15 protein-coding genes and 2 pseudogenes are annotated in these 17315 nt (G+C 70.4%); 9 read left to right on the forward strand and 8 right to left on the reverse strand.

What is annotated here, in order from left to right:
• The first annotated feature begins 101 nt into the window (after nt 1-101).
• The 3 genes from OG841_RS42335 to OG841_RS42345 all read left to right on the forward strand — a co-directional run bounded on the left by OG841_RS42335 (nt 102) and on the right by OG841_RS42345 (nt 3114).
• Nucleotides 102-602 (forward strand): PaaI family thioesterase, encoded by a 501-nt coding sequence (locus tag OG841_RS42335; protein ID WP_328636515.1) that lies wholly within the window; start codon nt 102-104, stop codon nt 600-602.
• A 513-nt stretch (nt 603-1115) separates the two neighbouring features.
• Entirely contained in the window at nt 1116-1706 is a 591-nt protein-coding gene (locus tag OG841_RS42340) for a TetR/AcrR family transcriptional regulator (protein WP_328636514.1), read from the forward strand.
• 502 nt (nt 1707-2208) lie between these two features.
• Nucleotides 2209-3114, forward strand: a complete 906-nt coding sequence (locus OG841_RS42345; protein ID WP_371569686.1) for an aminoglycoside phosphotransferase family protein — start codon at nt 2209-2211, stop codon at nt 3112-3114.
• 96 nt (nt 3115-3210) lie between these two features.
• Here OG841_RS42345 and OG841_RS42350 read toward each other — a convergent pair.
• The 3 genes and pseudogenes from OG841_RS42350 to OG841_RS42360 form a co-directional block, all read right to left on the reverse strand.
• Nucleotides 3211-3333 (reverse strand): annotated as a pseudogene (locus OG841_RS42350) (helix-turn-helix domain-containing protein); the annotation flags it as partial.
• Nucleotides 3334-3389: 56 nt separating this feature from the next.
• Nucleotides 3390-3854, reverse strand: a pseudogene (locus OG841_RS42355) (amidase family protein); the annotation flags it as partial.
• 22 nt (nt 3855-3876) lie between these two features.
• Nucleotides 3877-4449: a TetR/AcrR family transcriptional regulator gene (locus OG841_RS42360; RefSeq protein WP_371569687.1), complete on the reverse strand. Its 573-nt coding sequence runs from the start codon at nt 4447-4449 to the stop codon at nt 3877-3879.
• A gap of 214 nt (nt 4450-4663) precedes the next feature.
• On the opposite strand from OG841_RS42360, the gene OG841_RS42365 reads away from it, so the two are divergent.
• Nucleotides 4664-5137, forward strand: a complete 474-nt coding sequence (locus OG841_RS42365) for a winged helix-turn-helix transcriptional regulator (RefSeq protein WP_328643456.1) — start codon at nt 4664-4666, stop codon at nt 5135-5137.
• Nucleotides 5138-5153: 16 nt separating this feature from the next.
• Here the strand turns inward: OG841_RS42365 and OG841_RS42370 are convergent, their stop codons facing one another.
• Nucleotides 5154-5489, reverse strand: a complete 336-nt coding sequence (locus OG841_RS42370) for a CGNR zinc finger domain-containing protein (RefSeq protein WP_371569689.1) — start codon at nt 5487-5489, stop codon at nt 5154-5156.
• 177 nt (nt 5490-5666) lie between these two features.
• Here OG841_RS42370 and OG841_RS42375 point away from each other — a divergent pair, with 177 nt between their 5' ends.
• Nucleotides 5667-5900, forward strand: coding sequence for an alpha/beta fold hydrolase (locus OG841_RS42375; RefSeq protein WP_328636510.1), 234 nt, complete (start codon nt 5667-5669; stop codon nt 5898-5900).
• 46 nt (nt 5901-5946) lie between these two features.
• Here the strand turns inward: OG841_RS42375 and OG841_RS42380 are convergent, their stop codons facing one another.
• The 3 genes from OG841_RS42380 to OG841_RS42390 all read right to left on the reverse strand — a co-directional run bounded on the left by OG841_RS42380 (nt 5947) and on the right by OG841_RS42390 (nt 8871).
• Nucleotides 5947-7398 (reverse strand): DHA2 family efflux MFS transporter permease subunit, encoded by a 1452-nt coding sequence (locus OG841_RS42380; RefSeq protein ID WP_328636509.1) that lies wholly within the window; start codon nt 7396-7398, stop codon nt 5947-5949.
• A gap of 128 nt (nt 7399-7526) precedes the next feature.
• Nucleotides 7527-8225 (reverse strand): SDR family oxidoreductase, encoded by a 699-nt coding sequence (locus OG841_RS42385; protein ID WP_328636508.1) that lies wholly within the window; start codon nt 8223-8225, stop codon nt 7527-7529.
• Nucleotides 8226-8601: 376 nt separating this feature from the next.
• Nucleotides 8602-8871: an AMP-binding enzyme gene (locus tag OG841_RS42390; RefSeq protein WP_371569693.1), complete on the reverse strand. Its 270-nt coding sequence runs from the start codon at nt 8869-8871 to the stop codon at nt 8602-8604.
• 759 nt (nt 8872-9630) lie between these two features.
• Here OG841_RS42390 and lpdA point away from each other — a divergent pair.
• From lpdA to OG841_RS42410, 4 genes are all read left to right on the forward strand, one after another.
• Nucleotides 9631-11043, forward strand: coding sequence for a dihydrolipoyl dehydrogenase (lpdA, locus tag OG841_RS42395; protein ID WP_371569695.1), 1413 nt, complete (start codon nt 9631-9633; stop codon nt 11041-11043).
• A gap of 179 nt (nt 11044-11222) precedes the next feature.
• Nucleotides 11223-12020 carry an oxygenase MpaB family protein gene (locus OG841_RS42400; protein ID WP_328643455.1) on the forward strand — a complete coding sequence of 266 codons (798 nt, stop codon included), beginning with the start codon at nt 11223-11225 and terminating at the stop codon, nt 12018-12020.
• 61 nt (nt 12021-12081) lie between these two features.
• Nucleotides 12082-14328 (forward strand): serine/threonine-protein kinase, encoded by a 2247-nt coding sequence (locus OG841_RS42405; RefSeq protein ID WP_365116975.1) that lies wholly within the window; start codon nt 12082-12084, stop codon nt 14326-14328.
• 76 nt (nt 14329-14404) lie between these two features.
• A complete protein-coding gene (locus OG841_RS42410; RefSeq protein ID WP_371569697.1) occupies nt 14405-15976 on the forward strand; it encodes a phytoene desaturase family protein in 1572 nt (523 codons plus the stop codon).
• 503 nt (nt 15977-16479) lie between these two features.
• On the opposite strand, the gene OG841_RS42415 is transcribed toward OG841_RS42410, so the two are convergent.
• A complete protein-coding gene (locus OG841_RS42415) occupies nt 16480-17289 on the reverse strand; it encodes an SDR family NAD(P)-dependent oxidoreductase (RefSeq protein WP_371569699.1) in 810 nt (269 codons plus the stop codon).
• Nucleotides 17290-17315 lie beyond the last annotated feature (26 nt).

Below are 17315 nucleotides of genomic sequence, written 5' to 3' on the forward strand. Positions count from 1 at the left end.
GCCATCGTAAGGGACCTGGCTTCTCCATTGACAGTCAGGCGAACAAAAGCCTAGCTTCGCTTGGGATAGTCAGCTGGCAGTCAGAGGAAGGACGCTGGACCGTGGGGCGAACGCGTACGTATCAATGGGAGGATCCCGCGATCTCGGCGGAGGCCGCCGGGCGTATGGCCGGGATCGACTTCCTGCGCGAGGTGCAGGCGGGCCGGCTTCCACCGGCGCCGATCAGTCGCACCGTCGACTTCGCCTTGGACGAGGTGGAGCCCGGTAGGGCGGTCTTCTCGCTGACGCCGGGGGAGGAGCACTACAACCCCATCGGGAGCATGCACGGCGGTGTCTTCGCCACGCTGCTCGACTCGGCGGCGGGCTGCGCCGTCCAGTCGCTTCTCCCGCAGGGGATGGCATACACCTCGCTCGATCTGACGGTGAAGTTCCTGCGACGGGTCACCGTGGACACCGGCCCGGTGCGCGCCATCGGCACGGTCGTCAACAAGGGCCGTCAAACCGCCCTCGCCCAGGCTCAGTTGGTCGACGCGAAGGACCGTCTCCTCGCCCACGCCACCAGCAGCTGCATGCTCTTCCCGGTACCCGCCCCTCGGGTGTGACTCCGGACAACGCCTTCGTTCCGCCGGGGGAGGGTGGCAGCTGGTACTTCTCACCCAACAGCGCGACGACATCGAGGACGGCTGTCCCAACGCCGCCCTCCTCGACGAGATCGCCCGCTCCACGGACACCACCCGGCCGGCCTGCACCGACGGCGCGCTGACCCTCATCGACGGCTTCGCCGCCCGCCTGGCACCCCACGACCCGCCCTCGGCACGCCTGAAGTCCCTCAGCCTCCTCGGCATGCCGGCCGGCACCCTGCAACTCTCCCGCGCCCTGACCGACCGGCAACTCGCCGACCAACTCCTCGAACAAGGCGTCCACACCGCCCTCGCCCTGATAGACGCCGAACAGCACAACTGATACGAAGATCCGCCGCCGAGTGCCCGCACTGAGGAAAGCCCCACGCTCGCCCGTCGCCGCTGCCGAATCTTTGGATTACGTTTGCAATACCATAGACTGGGTGAGTCGGTGAAGGGCAAACGGTCCTTCCGGCCGGCGAAGGAGTGTGTGGCGTGGTGCGGTACGGCAAAGAGCACAAGTCGGAGACGAGGCGGCGGATCATCGAGACGGCGGGCCGCCGGTTCAAGCAAGACGGTATCGACGGCTCCGGGGTCTCGACGCTCATGAAGGACGCGGGGCTGACCAATGGCGCCTTCTACGCTCACTTCGCATCCAAGGATGACCTCGTCACCACGGCCATCGCCGACCAGTTGAAGGTGCAGGCCGAGAGCGTCGTCGCGCTGGCCGAGCCTGGCCGTGCCGGGCTCGAGCAGATAGTGCGGGGTTACCTTTCGCCCCAGCACCGGGAAATGCTTGGCGACGGCTGCCCCAACGCCGCTCTGCTCGACGAGATCGGGCGCTGCACCGAGACGACCAGGCAGGCGTACACCGACGGTGTGCTGATCCTGGTCGAGGGCATTGCCGCCCGTATGGCGCCCGAGTCCCCGTCCTCCGCACGTGTGAAGGCACTCAGCCTCCTCGGCCTGATGGCCGGGACGCTGCAGCTTTCCCGCGCCTTGACCGACAGCCGGCTCGCCGACGAGCTCCTCGAACAGGGCGTCGACAACGCCCTCGCCCTGCTGGACTCCTGGCAGCGCGCCTGACGCACTCGCGCGCGGACCGCCCGCATGGCTTCATCGTTGACGGTCAGGTGCGCCATGGCCAGGTCCATTTCTCGCACCCAGACGCAGAGGCGGAGGCGTGGGACGGGCGTGTGGAGGAGGGACGCGTGGCTTCTCGCTGATGCCGGGTGAGGAGCACTGCACTCCCTCGGCAGTGTGCACGGAGGGGTCTACGCGACTTTTACAGCTCGCTTGATCCGACCGTGAAGGTTCTCCGGCGGATCACCGTGGACACCGGCAAGGTCCGAGCCATCGGTACGGTCGTCATCAACAGAGGACGCCGAACCGCCCTGGCGCAGGCCCATTTGGTCGACGACTCGGACCGCCTGCTGGCCCACGCCACCAGCGGTCGGGAGAGCTGCCCGGTGCCAACCGCATCCGGCGGACCATCGGACGTACGGCCTCGGACAGGTGCCTTCCAGCAGGCACCGTCGCACGACAGAAATGGGTTGCGGCTGAAGATCGTGACGCGAATGCTTCGCCCATGAAGATGCACGCCAACCAGCTGACCGTGTCACCTGAGACGGTGCGCATATTGGTAGAGCAGCAGTTTCCCGAGTGGCGGAACCTGCCGGTCAGGAGCATCGCGGCGCAGGGCACGGTCAACGCCGTCTTCCGTATCGGCGACCGGTTCGCAGCCCGATTCCCTCTTGAGTCCGCGGACGTCGAGTCGACGCGGCACTGGCTGGAGTCCGAAGCGGAAGCGGCTCGCGAGCTGGCAGGTCGCACGCGTTTCCCGACGCCCGAGCCGGTCGCGCTCGGTGAACCTGGGGCAGGTTACCCGCTTCCGTGGTCGGTGCAGACGTGGCTGCCCGGCGTCGTGGCCGCCCACGAGGACCCAGGCGAATCGTCAGCGTTTGCCGGTGACTTGGCCGATCTCATCGGCGAACTGCGAGCCATCGACACGCGTGGCCGCACGTTCGCCGGCACGGGCCGAGGGGGGGACCTGCGGTCCCATGACGCGTGGATGGAGACCTGTTTCCGACACAGTGAGCAACTCCTGGACGTCCCTCGGCTGCGCCGTATCTGGGCAACTCTGCGTGATCTGCCGCGAGGTGCCGCTGAGGACGCCATGGCCCATTGCGATCTGATTCCTGGCAACGTGCTCGTGTCCGCCGGCCGGCTTGCGGGAGTTCTCGACGTCGGCGGCTTCGGGCCGGCCGACCCTTCGCTGGACCTTGTGAGTGCGTGGCATTTGCTCGAGGCCGGGCCGCGGCAGGTGCTCCGTGATCACCTGGGCAGCGACGACCTTGAATGGGAGCGAGGCAAGGCGTGGGCTTTCGTTCAGGCGATGGGGTTGGTCTGGTACTACGTCAAGAGCAACCCGGTCATGAGGCGGACGGGTCAACGATCCTTGGAACGCATCCTGGCGGACGAGGCGCTCGCGTGACGTGAGGCAGCCGCTGGTCCCGGGTGCGGACATCCTGATGGGGCCTCATCGCGGCCTCATCGCGGCCTTGGCGGAGCCGGAGCTGCGCGGTCGTGCTCAGTGTGCCGGGGACAGGGCGCCGCGGAAGGTGCGCCGGTAGGCGAGCGGTGAGATGCCGATGGCGGCATGCAGGTGTTCTCGCAGTGATGTGCCGCGCGCGAAGCCGACTTGGCCGGCGAGCCGAAGTCGAGAGCCGTCAGCCCTGCGGCTGCGGCCACGGCGCCACCACCTGCGGAGCCTCCGGACGTGCGTGCGGTGTTCCACGGGTTCAGCGTCGGTCCGAACATCGGGTTGCCCGCCTGGACGTCCTGGTTCCCCGCGGGCATGTTGGTCTTGCCGATGATCACCGCACCTGCGGAACGCAGTCGTCGTACCGCCTCGGCGTCCTGGCCGGGCACGTGGTCCTCGAGATCGGTCCGACCACAGACGGTCCGCAGGGCGGTCTCGTAGCTGTCCTTCAGCGTGATCGGCAGGCCGTGCAGCGGGCCGAGGTCCGCCCCGCTCGCGCGCTGCGCGTCGGCATCCCTGGCCGCGCTCCGCCTGCTCGACGTGGAGGGTGACGATCGCGTTGAGCGTCTCGTTGTGGGACTCGATGCGGCCCAGGTGGACCTCGAGGAGTTCCTCACTCGACACCTTCCCCGAGGCAGCGCGCTCAGCCTTCGCGCACCGCTCGCCCGAGGCCGACGGCGAACCGCTGCCATCGTTGCGGCGCGGTCGCGCCCCTCAGTCGATGAACGTGCGGGCGTTCTCGACTCCCCGCTCGAGGACCTCGTCGGCGAACTTGCGGTCGGCGAGGGCGCGGGACAGCTGCAGCGTCCCCACCATCATGGTGAAGAGCCCGATGGCTCGGCCGCGAGCGGACTGTGGATCCGCGGGCGCCAGACGGACGGCGATCTCTTCCACGATGGCCGTCGCGCCCTCGGTGTACGCCTGCTTGGTGCCGTCCGCGCAGCGGCCGATCTCGTCGAGCAGAGCGGCGGAGGGGCATCCGGTGCCGGGCCGGTCACGGTGCTCGGGCGACAGATAGCCGCGAACGAAGTCCTCAAGTCCCTCTCGGCCGGGCCGCAGCGTGTCGCACTGATCCGCCAGTGTGTGCAGTTCATGGGCGACGACGTGGGCGACGAGGTCCTCCTTGGAGGCGAAGTGGGCGTAGAACGCTCCATTGGTGAGCCCGGCGTCCGCCATCAGTGTGGAGATACCCGAACCGTCGATGCCGTCCTGTTTGAATCGTTGGCCGGCCTTCTCGATGATTCGCTGCCGCGTCACCTGCTTGTGCTCCTTGGCGTAGCGCGCCACAGGCCTACTCCCCTTCGCAAGGTGAGGCCGTCGCCATGCAGGCCGAGCCTCAGTCGATGGTCTGACGTTCATAATATTACGTCCGTGAGGCAATGTGTGTGGCTTGTGGACCCGCCGTGATGCCCCCCGGGCCCGGCTGAGTCTCTGAAAGTAAACTCAAACGGTTAGAATCGCTCGCATGGATGCGTGGACCGATGGTCTCCAAGGCACCGGCATGGATCCCCGGCTCGACCGGGACACGTCGAACTGCTCGATCGCGCGGACCCTTGAGGTCGTGGGGGAGAAGTGGACGATCCTGATCTTGCGTGAGGTCTGGTACGGCTCGTCCCGCTTCAGTGAGTTCGAACGGGTCCTCGGCTGTCCTCGTAACCTGCTCGCGGCACGGCTTCGGATGCTGGTGGAGGAAGGGATCCTGGCGACCGAGACCTACAAGGAGCCGGGCTCGCGGAGTCGGCCGAAGTACGTGATCACGTCCAAGGGGATGGATCTGGTGCCGGCCGTGATGGGGCTGCTGCAGTGGGGCGACCGCTACCGTGCCGACCCGGAGGGGCCGGCGGTCCTGACACGGCATCGCGAGTGCGGTGCCCGCGTCGACGTCCAGATCCGCTGCGAACAAGGCCATCCGGTGCAGGCGAAGGACATCGAGAGCGTCCCCGGGCCGGCCTTTCGCGTGAGGTCGCCCGAGTGAACTGAGAACTTCTCGGTCAGTGTCGAGTCGTAGGGCCGCTCTGTCGTGAACGCGCCTGAAGGAGGCGGACCTTGGTGCGGTTTCCGCAGCGGGACATGGAGCACCATCGGCGATTGCGGGCCGGGGAGCGGTCCGGGAAACGCAGGGCGCAGCGATCGGCTCCACAGACGCGTACGCGCCCGATCTCGGCGGACAGAAGCAGGTCGACGGCGTCCTGGGAGATGAGCGCCAGGGCGAGTGCGGGGTCGGCGGCGAGGGGCGTGGGGCCGGCGGGTTCCAGGCGATCGCCGGTGATGACGAGTTGCAGCGCGGGTCTGGGGGCCGCCGCTGCCGACCGGTTGAGCAGCGTCACGCGCCGGGGGTACTCGGCTGTCGGCGACCGCCAGTACGGCCCGGTCGACGCTCTCACGCAGCCGCCGGGAGGTCATGAGAACGGCTGCCGTGGCGGGCGGTGGTCCCCGGTGTGAGCGGAAGGGTCTCCCGGAGCCGGCCCGTCAGGTCGTCCGGTTCCCGGAGGGCCTCCACCGCAGTGGTTCTCCACCGGCTTCGGGGAGTATGGGCGAAGTCCGGGCAGACCCGTCCGCCGTCCCAGATCTTCGACACCCGAGATCGACTCCGGAAAGCTCCGGAGATCTGGCGTGACTACGCGGACGTCGTCACCGGTGCCGAGATCCCGGAGTGCGGCCACTCCATCCCGGAGGAGCAGCCGGAGGCGCTGTTGGCGCATCTGCGGCCATTCCTGGCCGGTGCGACGACGGGCTGAGGGGCGGCCCCGCCGTAACCGGCTGGGCCGCCCCTGGGTTTTGGGGTCAGGTAGCGACCGTGACACCAGGCGGAGTATCTCCCAGGGCAAGGCCGGCAGCAGGGTCGTCGGCCTTGCGCCGGCGGGGCATCAGCAACGCCACAGCCGCTGCCAGGGCCACCGCACCGCCCCCGACCCACAGCGCGGGGATCAGTCCGTCCACGAACAGTGACGCGGATCCGTAGCCACCCTGGGCGGAGAAGACCGCGGCCAGTGACGCCACACCGACGGCGCCGCCGACCTCACGGATGGCGTTGTTGGCGCCGGAGGCGATGCCCTGCTCCTCCGGACGGACCGTGCTCATGACGAGGTTCGCGCTGGGAGCGAAGAACATGCCCAGGCCGATGCCGCAGACGATGAGCGCGGGCAGCATGTGGGGGTAGGCGACGTGGGGCTCGACGGTGATGGCCCAGAGCCCGAGGCCGACGGCGTTCAGGGCCATGCCCGCCGTGACGACGGGTGCGCCGCCGATGCGGTCGGACAGTGCCCCGGCCAGCGGCCCGGCGATCATGGGCATGGCGGTCCAGGGCAGCATGCGCACGCCGGCCTGCATCGGCGAGTAGCCGCCGACGGTCTGCAGGTACTGGCTGAGCAGGAAGATCGACCCGAACATGCCGAGCAGCATCAGCAGGCTGGCGGCGTTGATGGCGCTGAAGGAGCGGTGACGGAACAGGCGCATCGGCAGCATCGGGTGCTTGGCGCGCAGTTCGTACAGGATGAACCCGACGAGCAGGGCGGCACCGGCGAAGAAGCCGCCGAGCACCGTGGTGCTGCTCCAGCCGTCGGCGTTGCCGCGGACCAGGGCATAGACGATGCCGAACAGTCCGCCGCTGGCCAGAACGGTGCCCACGAGGTCGAGGGTCGGGTTCGGGCCGTGGCTCTCGTTCAGCCGCAGCAGGGCGAAGGGGATCAGCGCCAGACCGAGGGGTACGTTCACCCAGAAGATCCACTGCCAGGAGAGGTTTTCGGTGAGTGCGCCGCCGATGAGCGGTCCGGTGGCGACGGCGATGCCGCTGGCCGCGCCCCAGACACCCAGGGCCGCGCCGCGCCGTTCGGCAGGGACGGCGGCCGACAGCAGGGTGAGCGTCAGCGGCGTGACGATCGCGGACCCGACGCCCTGCGCCGCACGCGCGGCGATCAGTTCACCCATCCCCGGTGCGAGGGCGGCGGCTGCCGAGGCCGTGGTGAAGATCCCGAGCCCGATGGCGAACAGCCTCCGCCGGCCGAAGCGGTCACCCAGCGAAGCGCCGAACATCAGCAGGACCGCGAAGGTGAGGGTGTAGGCGCTGACCGTCCATTCGAGGTCCTCAAGGCCGCCGCCGAGGTCTTCGCGGATGGAGGGGAGGGCGGTGGTGACGATCAGGTTGTCGAGCGCGGTGATGAATCCGGCCGCGCTGGTGATGACCACGGCCCAGACGGCGCTGCCGCCCCGAACCGATTGCTTGCTGTGCTGTTTCATGGCGTTCCCTGGGCAGACGTACGGGGTGATGGATCAATGACGTGAAGGCCGGCGGCCGACGGCACGGGGGAAGCGACAGCGAGCACCGGCATCCGCCGGACTCGGGGTGGATCGCCGGGCGGCTGGTCTCAGGGGAGCTGCGGGTACAGCACGGAGACGCCTCCGGCCAGTGCGGCCTGCGCCTGGCGCGAGGCGTCGTCCGCGACGATCTCGTAGGCGCCGTCGGCGATGCCGTCGACGGCGATCCGGGCGATGTCGGTGGGATCGGACTTGGGCGCGTCGACGCCTCGGACCATGTCGGTGTCCATGTAGCCGACGTGCAGGCCGGCCACGCGGATGCCCTGGTCGGCGAGTTGGAGGCGCAGGGCGTTGGTGAGCGACCACTGGGCGGACTTGGCGGCGCAGTAGGCGCCGAAGTCCGGGAAGCTGACCCAGGACAGGCCGGACAGGACGTTCAGGATCGCCCCACCGCCGTTGGCCGCTATCTGGGGTGCGAAGGCGCGGGTCACCGCGAGGGTGCCGAAGTAGTGGGTGTCCATTTCCAGGCGGACGGCGTCCAGGTCGGCGGTCAGCAGGTCGGCGCCGGTGGACGACCCCGCGTTGTTGACCAGGACCGTGACATCGCCGGTGACCTCGGCGGCCGCGGCGACGGAGGCGGGGTCGGTGATGTCGAGCGCGATCGGCTTGGCGCCGGGCAGGTCGACCTGGTCGGGGTTGCGGGCGCCGGCGTAGACGGTGGCGCCGCGGCTGAGCAGTTCGGCGGCGAGGGCTCGGCCGAATCCCCGGTTGGCTCCGGTGACAAGGACAGTGCTGGTGGAGAGGTCCATGGAGGGTCCTGGTGCAGTGAGTCATTGAATTACGACCATAATCTAAATGTGCATGGGTGATGATCGCAAGCGCTCTGCGCGGAGAGGTTGCGCCTGGCGTCTGGCGCGCGACCGGCCCACACATGACGCGAGAGGGGCCCGCCCTGCGTGGGCGGGCCCCTCTCGCGGTCCGTCAAAGGCGGACTCAGAGCTTGACGATCATCTTTCCGACGGGTTCGCGGTAGTGGAGCCTGCCCTCGGCCGGCCGGCCGCCGGCCTCGCGGACGAAGTCCGGCTGGAGGTCCACCTCTTCGCTGTACGACGAGAGCGGCAGCGGCCTCCTCGCTCCTGGCGGGTGACGTTCGGGACGCTGTGGGCTGCTCTGGAACCACGTTGATCAGGATCGGGCGGCGAGTGCAGCGTGGGCGGCACGCAGCGAGGCCTTGTCGATCTTGCCGACCGCGTTCTTCGCGATGGCTTCCACCACGAAGAACGCGGTCGGGCGCGTGTAGCCGGTGAGGCTGCGCGCACAGAGGGCTTTCAGGGCCGACGGATCGACGGTCGCCCCCGGTCGCGGCTGGACGTAGGCGACGACCACCTCTCCCCACTGCTCGTCGTGTGCGCCGATCACGGCGGCCTCGAGCACCGCCGGGTCGCCGGCGAGCACGTCCTCGATAGACGCTGGTCGCCGCCGCGGCCGAGGGCGTTCGACGAGCGCGCCGCCAAGCGGGTGCGTACCTTCCCCTACGGCGACGCGAAACGTGCCGCCACGACAGCCCCCGGCACGGCCCATCTCGGTTGGCCGGAGGCCTTTCCCCCCGCTGGAGCGTCGAGGCGGGCCTGGGCCCGGCTCGGACGGTGGACGCGCCCGGTGCGAATCGCCGCCACGATCCAGGCACCCTTGCTGCGCTCGGCGAAGGCGTCGGCTGCTCTGGCCGGGTGGTCCGAGCGGCTCCCGGGATCACCGCGTGATCCGGACCCCGATGGCAGGTCCCTCGTGATCGCGGTCGCGCGCGACGGCCAAGGCCGGCCCCTGGCCCACGGAGGCCCTCTTCGGACCCTATCCGTACGGGATGACGGGTCCCTTGTGACGTGGGCGCCGCCCGCGCGGCACAGCCCGATGCCGTCCTCGAGCCCGGTGCGTACGGCCCGTTCGCCGCCGTCGGCCTCGACGCCGCTCGGACTCGGTGCCGCCGACGCAGGAGTACACGGAGTCGACGGGGCGTCGCTCCGCCGTCGATGATGGCGGAGCGGGCATAGATCACGGCGCCGGGGCGCTGAAGCGGAGGTCCGGGGAACTGCTGCCGAGGTGGTGCACCATGTGGTCGCCTCACTCGTCGTCCACCGATTCCCCGGCGGCGGGCGGTGGCGGATGCCGCCGCTGTCGAGCTGATGACCAGGTTGTTCGATCGGAAGGAAGCCGTCCATGGACGAGCAGGGTGAGCGCTTCGACGTCGTCGTACTCGGCGCGGGGCCCGGCGGATACGTAGCCGCCATCCGGGCCGCCCAACTGGGCAAGCGCGTCGCGGTCGTCGAGGAGAAGTACTGGGGCGGCGTCTGTCTGAACGTGGGCTGTATCCCCACCAAGGCCCTGCTGCGCAATGCCGAGCTCGCGCACCTCTTCACGCGCGAGGCGAAGACCTTCGGCATCAAGGTGGACGGTGAGGTCTCCTTCGACTACGGGGAGGCCTTCCGTCGCAGCCGGAAGGTCGCGGACGGCCGGGTCAAGGGTGTCCACTACCTGATGAAGAAGAACAAGATCACGGAGATCAGCGGTCGCGGTACGTTCCTCGACCCGCACACGCTCCAGGTGGCCGACTACGACGGCAACACCCGCACCATCGGCTTCGATCACTGCATCATCGCCGCCGGGGCGAGCCCCAAGCTGCTGCCCGGCACCCGCCGTACGTCGCGCGTGGTGACGTTCGAGGAGCAGATCCTGGCCGAGGACCTGCCGCAGTCCATCGTGATCGCGGGCGCCGGCGCGATCGGTGTCGAGTTCGCGTACGTGCTGCACAACTATGGCGTGAAGGTGACGATCGTCGAGTTCCTGGACCGGGTCGCACCGCTGGAGGACGCCGAGGTCTCCGCCGAACTGGCCAAGCAGTACCGAAAGTTGGGCATCGACGTCCTCACGTCGACCCGCGTCGAGTCGATCGACGAGTCCGGCCCGCAGGTCCGTGTCACGGTCACCGGCAAGGACGGCTCCCAGCAGGTCCTGGAGGCGGACAAGGTCCTGCAGGCGATCGGCTTCGCCCCTAACGTCACCGGATACGGCCTGGAGAACACCGGCGTGCGCGTCACCGAGCGCGGCGCGATCGACGTCGACGGCCGTTGCCGCACCTCCGTCCCGCACATCTACGCCATCGGCGACGTCACCGCGAAGCTGATGCTCGCGCACGCCGCCGAGGCGATGGGCGTGGTCGCCGCCGAGACGATCGCGGACGCGGAGACCATGGAGCTGGACTACGTGATGATCCCGCGGGCCACGTTCTGCCAGCCGCAGATCGCCAGCTTCGGCTACACCGAGGCACAGGCGAGGGAGAAGGGCTTCGACGTCCAGGTCGCCAAGTTCCCCTTCACCGCGAACGCCAAGGCGCACGGTCTGGGCGACGCGACCGGCTTCGTGAAGCTGATCAGCGACGGCAAGTACGGCGAGCTCCTCGGCGGTCACCTGATCGGCCCGGACGTCACCGAACTGCTCCCCGAGCTGACCCTGGCCCAGCAGTGGGACCTCACCGTCCACGAGGTCGCCCGCAACGTCCACGCCCACCCGACCCTGGGCGAGGCGGTCAAGGAAGCCGTCCACGGCCTCGCCGGCCACATGATCAACATGTAGCTCGGGGGAATGACCCGGCAGTGTCAAGGGAACGATCCGGAGTGACCTCGGGTGCGGGGATCGGTGTGATGCTCTGGAGACAGGCGGAGGCTGTGGCCACACCTGGGCGTACGGCAGGCGCAGCCGGCTTCGGGGCCGGCGATCCCGGGCTGTTCACCCCGGACTCGGTGACCTGGCAGATGCACGGCGACCCGATGATGTGGGTCGCCGGCATCCGCGCGCTCTACCTCCAGGCCCTGCACCCGCGCGCGCTGCGCGGGGTCATGCAGAACTCCGACTTCCGGCGCGAGGCCTGGGGCCGGCTGATGCGCACCGCCAACTTCGTCGGCACGACGACGTACGGCACCACGGAGGCCGCCGAGAAGGCCGGCGCCCGGGTCCGGAAGATCCACAGCATGCTCGGCGCGACCGACCCCGAGACCGGCGAACGCTACGGCGTCGACGAACCCGGACTGCTGCTGTGGGTGCACTGCGCCGAGATCGACTCCTACCTCCAGGTCGCCCGCCGCTCCGGCTTCCGCCTCACCGACGAACAGGCGGACCGGTACATATCCGAGCACCGGGTCTCCGCTCGCCTGGTGGGCCTGGACCCCGACGCCGTACCGGCGAGCCAGTCGGAGATGGCCGCCTACTTCGAGAAGATGCTCCCCGAACTCGCCGCTACGCCCGAGGCCCGGGAAGTGGACGACTTCCTGCTCCGCCCGCCGACGCACCCCCTCCTCGTCCCGGCGCGCGAGGTGCTGTGGCGGCGCGTGGCCCAGCTGGCGTACGCCGCCCTGCCGCCCTACGCCCACGAGCTGTACGGCAGGAAAGCGCCCGAACCCATCACCGTCACCCGCCAGTTGCGTGCCACCGGAACCCTGCTGCGCCGCGTTCCCGCCCGTCTGCGCTGGCAACTCCCGCCCAAACACATCCTCCGCGCCATGGCCCGCCTCGGCCCGGGCTCCCGGCCCGCCCCGTACAAACGCGGACGATAGGTCGCCATACTGGACGAGCCAGGGGAGGGCGGGGCGAACTTTACGGGGGCGGTCGCAGGAGATGGGGGACAGCAGGCTCATCCAGGGGCGGTACCGGCTGCTCGATCCGATCGGGCGCGGCGGCATGGGCGAGGTGTGGCGGGCGCGCGACGAGTCGCTGGGCCGCCATGTCGCCGTGAAGTGTCTCAAGCCGCTGGGCGGACACCACGACCAGACCTTCACCCGGGTCCTGAGGGAGCGGTTCCGGCGCGAGGCGCGCGTGGCCGCCGCCCTCAGCCACCGCGGCATCACGGTCGTCCATGACTTCGGCGAGTCCGACGGCGTCCTCTACCTGGTGATGGAGCTCCTGGACGGCCGCAACCTCAGCCAGCTCCTGGAGGACAACAAACAGCACCCGCTGCCCGTCGCCGATGTCGTCGAGATCGCCGACCAGGTCGCGGCCGCCCTCGCCTACACCCACCAGCAGGGCATCGTGCACCGGGACCTGAAGCCCGCGAACATCGTCCGGCTCACCGACGGCACGGTGAAGATCTGCGACTTCGGCATCGCCCGCCTCGGCCACGACGTGGACTTCACCTCCCGGCTGACCGGCACCGGCATCGCGATGGGCACCCCGCACTACATGTCGCCGGAGCAGATAGGGGGTTCCGAGGTCGACCAGCGCAGCGACCTGTACTCCCTGGGATGCGTGCTGTACGAGATCGCCACCGGGGCACCGCCGTTCGACCTGGAGGACGCGTGGGCGATCCTCGTCGGCCACCGCGACACCCCACCCCGGCCGCCGCGCAGCCATCGCGCCGAACTCCCGGAGTACCTCGAGAAGGTCATCCTCGACCTGCTGGCCAAGCAGCCCGAACAACGCCCGCACGACGCCCGTGAGCTGGGCCGCCGGATCGCCCTGGGCCGCACCACCCCGGCGTACGTACCCACGGTGGTGACCCCGCGGCCCGACTTCCGGCCGCAGGAGTCCGCCGAACCCGCCCGCCCCCGCGAGACCCGGCTGCCGTCCTGGACCCGTGGCATGACCACCGGCCACAAGGCCACCGGCGCCGGCCTCGTCACCACACCGCCGGACGCCGGAGCCGGTCTCACCGGCGAGTGGATAGCCCGACCCGCCTCCGGCCGCACCGAGGAACCCGTGCCGGAGGAGCCGCCCCTGGCCTCCGCGCAGGCCCTCGCGGCACTCGCCGGACGGCACAACGCGGGACTCAGCCTCGGGCGCCTGGGCCGCTGGGCCGAGGCCGGCGAGGTGCACCGCGCGGTCGCCGCCGAGCGCGAGCACCTGCTCGGCCCCGACCACCCCGACACCCTCGCCAGCCGCTACGAGGTCGCTTTCACCCTCAGCCGCACCGGCCGCGCCGCCGACGCGCTGCGCGAGTACAAGCACGTGGCCGCGAGCAGGACCCGCGCCCTGGGTGCCGATCACCCCGACACCCTCGCCGCGCGCCAGGAAATGGCGTACGTCCTCGGCCAGTTGGGCCGCCACTTCGACGCCCACCAGGTCTACAACTCGGTGCTCACCGCACGGGAGCGCGGTATGGGCCCCGACCACCCCGACACCCTCCGCTGCCGCCACAACCTCGCCTTCAACCTCAGCAGGCTCGGCCGTCTGGAGGACTCGTACCGCATGGCGTGCGAGGTGGCCGCCGCCCGCACCCGGGTACTGGGCCCCCACCACCCCGACACGCTGGTCACCCGCTACGAAGTCGCCTACGCGCTCGGCCAGTTGGGGCGCTGGGTGGAAGCCCTGCAGACTTACCACGAGGTCGCCGAAGCCCGCGCCCGGGCCCTCGGCCCCGACCACCCCGACACCCTCGCCGCCCGCTACGAGGTCGGCATCAGCCTCGGGCGCCTCGGCCGCAGCACGGACGCACTCCAGCTCTACCGCGATCTGATCGAGGACCGTACCCGCATCCACGGCCCCACCCACCCCGAGACCCTGCGCGCCCGGCACGGCCTCGGCGTCAACCTCGGCCGCCTCGGCCGCTGGGAAGAGGCCCTCGCCGAGTCCCGTGACGTGTGCGCGATCCGTGAACGTGTCCTCGGGGCCGACCACCCGGACACCCTGGTCAGCCGTCGCGAGGTCGCTGTGGGCCTGGGCTGGCTGGGGCGCTGGTCGGATGCCCTCACCGAGTACCGCAGGGTGGCCACCGCCCGCGAACGCGTCCTCGGCGCCGACCACCCCGACACCCTCGCCAGCCGCAACGACGAGGCCCACTGCCTGGAGCAGCTGGGGCGGGGCCCGGAGGCGGTGGAGCTGTACCGCCGGGTGGCGGTCCTGCGGCAGCAGCGGGCGTCGGGGGAGTAGTGACCCGACACCAGCGCTGTGGGCCGGCTGCGGTCCACCTCTGGCCGACCTAGATCACCACGTGTTACGAAGAACCATGCCTGCACACGAGGGACACCACCGCAGTTACGACGCCGTCATCGTCGGCGGGGGCCACAACGGACTGGTCGCCGCCGCCTATCTGGCCCGGGCCGGGCGGTCCGTACTGGTGCTCGAGCGGCTGGGGAACACCGGGGGCGCTGCGGTTTCCACGCGGCCGTTCGCGGGGGTGGACGCCCGGCTGTCGCGCTACTCGTACCTGGTCAGCCTGCTGCCCAGGAAGATCGTCCGTGACCTCGGCCTGGACTTCCGCGTCCGCACGCGCAATGTCTCGTCGTACACCCCCGTGGAACGCGACGGGAGGCCGACCGGTCTGCTCGTCGGCGGCGGCGGGCGCCGCACCAGGGAGGCCTTCGCCCGGCTCACCGGCGGCGAGCGCGAGTACCAGGCCTGGCAGCGGTTCTACGACATGACGGGCCGCGTGGCGCAGAGGATCTTCCCCACGCTCACCGAGCCCCTGCCCAGCCGGGACGAACTGCGCCTGCGGGTGGACGACGAGGAGGCGTGGCGGGTCCTGTTCGAGGAACCGATCGGCGCGGCCGTGGAGGATCGTTTCGCCGATGACCTGGTCCGGGGTGTCGTCCTGACCGACGCGCTCATCGGCACCTTCGCCGACGCCCACGACCCCTCCCTCAAGCAGAACCGCTGCTTCCTCTACCACGTGATCGGCGGCGGGACCGGCGCCTGGGACGTCCCCGTCGGCGGCATGGGCGCCCTCACCGACGCCCTGGCCACGGCGGCACGGGACGCGGGCGCGGTGCTCGCCACCGGGCACGAGGCCGTACGGATCGACACGGACGGCAGCGCGGCGGAGATCACCTATCGCACGGCGGACGGAGAGGGCGCCGTCGCGGCCCGGCACGTCCTGGTGAACGCCTCACCGCAGCAACTCGCCGTGCTCACCGGCGACCAGCCGCCCACGCCCGCCGAGGGTGCCCAGCTCAAGGTCAACATGCTGCTCAAGCGCCTCCCGCGGCTGCGCGACAGCGAGGTCGACCCGCGCGAGGCGTTCTCCGGCACCTTCCACATCGCCGAGGGCTACCAGGAGCTGGCCACCGCCCACGCCCAGGCCGCCGCCGGCCGGCTTCCAACCGCGCCGCCCTCCGAGATCTACTGCCACTCCCTCACCGACCCGACGATCCTCGGCCCGGACCTCGTCGAGCAGGGCTACCAGACCCTCACCCTGTTCGGCCTGCACACCCCGGCCCGACTGTTCGACCGGGACAACGACGCCGTACGCGAGGAACTCCTCAAGTCGACCCTCGACCAGCTCGACGCCCACCTCGCCGAGCCGCTGGCCGACTGCCTGGCCACGGACGCGGACGGCCGGCCCTGCATCGAGGCCAAGACCCCGCTCGACCTGGAGCGGGACCTGCGGCTGCCCGGCGGCAACATCTTCCACCGGGAGCTGTCCTGGCCGTACGCCCAGGAGGGCACCGGCCGCTGGGGCGTGGAGACCCGGCACGCGAACGTGCTGCTGTGCGGGGCGGGCGCCGTGCGCGGCGGCGGGGTGAGCGGCGTGCCGGGACACAACGCGGCGATGGCCGTGCTGGAGGAACTCGGCGACTGACACCCACTGCAGCGTGTCCTGCCTTCGGACACGGCTGCTGTGTCCCGTTCGTGTGCGGGTGTCTTCGGGCTCTGTTGCGGTGCGCCGTTCGTGTGCGCCTGCGCTCGGGCTGGGTGTGGTGTCCCGTTTGTGGCCGCTCGCCCCTCTCGGCCGGCTGCCGTGTTCCGTTCGTGTGCGGGTGTCGTCAGGGCTGCTCGGTTGCCGGGAGCCGCTCGTGTGCGGCTGCCCGCGGGCTGGTTGCCGTGTCCGGCTCGTGGCCGCTCGCCCCTCATGCTCGGTTGCCGTGTCCCGTTCGTGTGCGGGTGTCTTCGGGCTCGGCCGCCGTGCACTGCTCGTGTGCGCCCGCGGGCTGGTTGCCGTGTCCGGCTCGTGGCCGCTCGCCCCTCATGCTCGGTTGCCGTGTTCCGTTCGTGTGCGGGTGTCTTCGGGTACGGCCGCCGTGCACTGCTCGTGTGCGCCTGCCCCCGGGCCGGTTGCCGTGTCCGGCTCGCGGCGCCCATCCCTCACGCCCGGCTGCCGCCGTCGACCCGGAGCACCACTCCGGTGACGTACGAGGCCCGGTCGCTCAGGAGCCAGGCCGCGGCCTCGGCGATCTCGGCCGGGTCGGCGCCCCGGCCCAGCGGTGTCTGCGCGACGAGTTGCTCGACGATGCCCGGGGAGTTCGCCTCCCATGCGTCGATCATCTCGGTCAGCGTGGTGCCCGGGGCGATGGCGTTGACGCGGATGCCTTCCGGCCCGTAGGTGGCGGCGGCCGAGGCGGTCAGGCTGTTGACCGCCCGCTTCGCGGCGCCGTACGCGGGCAGCCAGGGGTTGGCCATCAGGCTGCCGACACTGGAGTTGTTGACGATCGCGCCGGTGCCCGAGGTGGCCCGGATCGCAGCGATCTCGGCTTTCATCGCCAGCCACGGACCCTTGAGGTTGACGGAGATGACGTGGTCGAAGTCGGCCTCGGACAGCCGGTCCATCGGGCCGGGCTGCTGGATGGTCGCACCGTTGTTGAAGGCGATGTCCAGTCTGCCGTACAGCTCGACGGCCCGATCCACGGCGGCTTGGACGCTCACCGGGTCGGCCAGGTCGCACAGGACGTAGTCGGCGGTGCCGCCGGCCGCCCGGATCTCCTCGGTCACGGCCTTGAGCTGGGTCTCGGTGCGGGCGGCGAGCAGGACGCGGGCACCCTCCCGGGCGAACAGCCGTGCGGCCGCCGCGCCGATGCCACGTCCGGCACCGGTGATGAAGGCGACCTTGTCGGCGAGCAGGGGTGTGATCGTGGTGTTGGTCATGCCGACGACCCTCCCCCCGGCCGCGATCCTCATCCAGGCACCAGTGGTACCTGGCTGGG

The sequence above is a fragment of the Streptomyces canus genome, from assembly GCF_041435015.1.
Classification (GTDB): domain Bacteria; phylum Actinomycetota; class Actinomycetes; order Streptomycetales; family Streptomycetaceae; genus Streptomyces; species Streptomyces canus_G.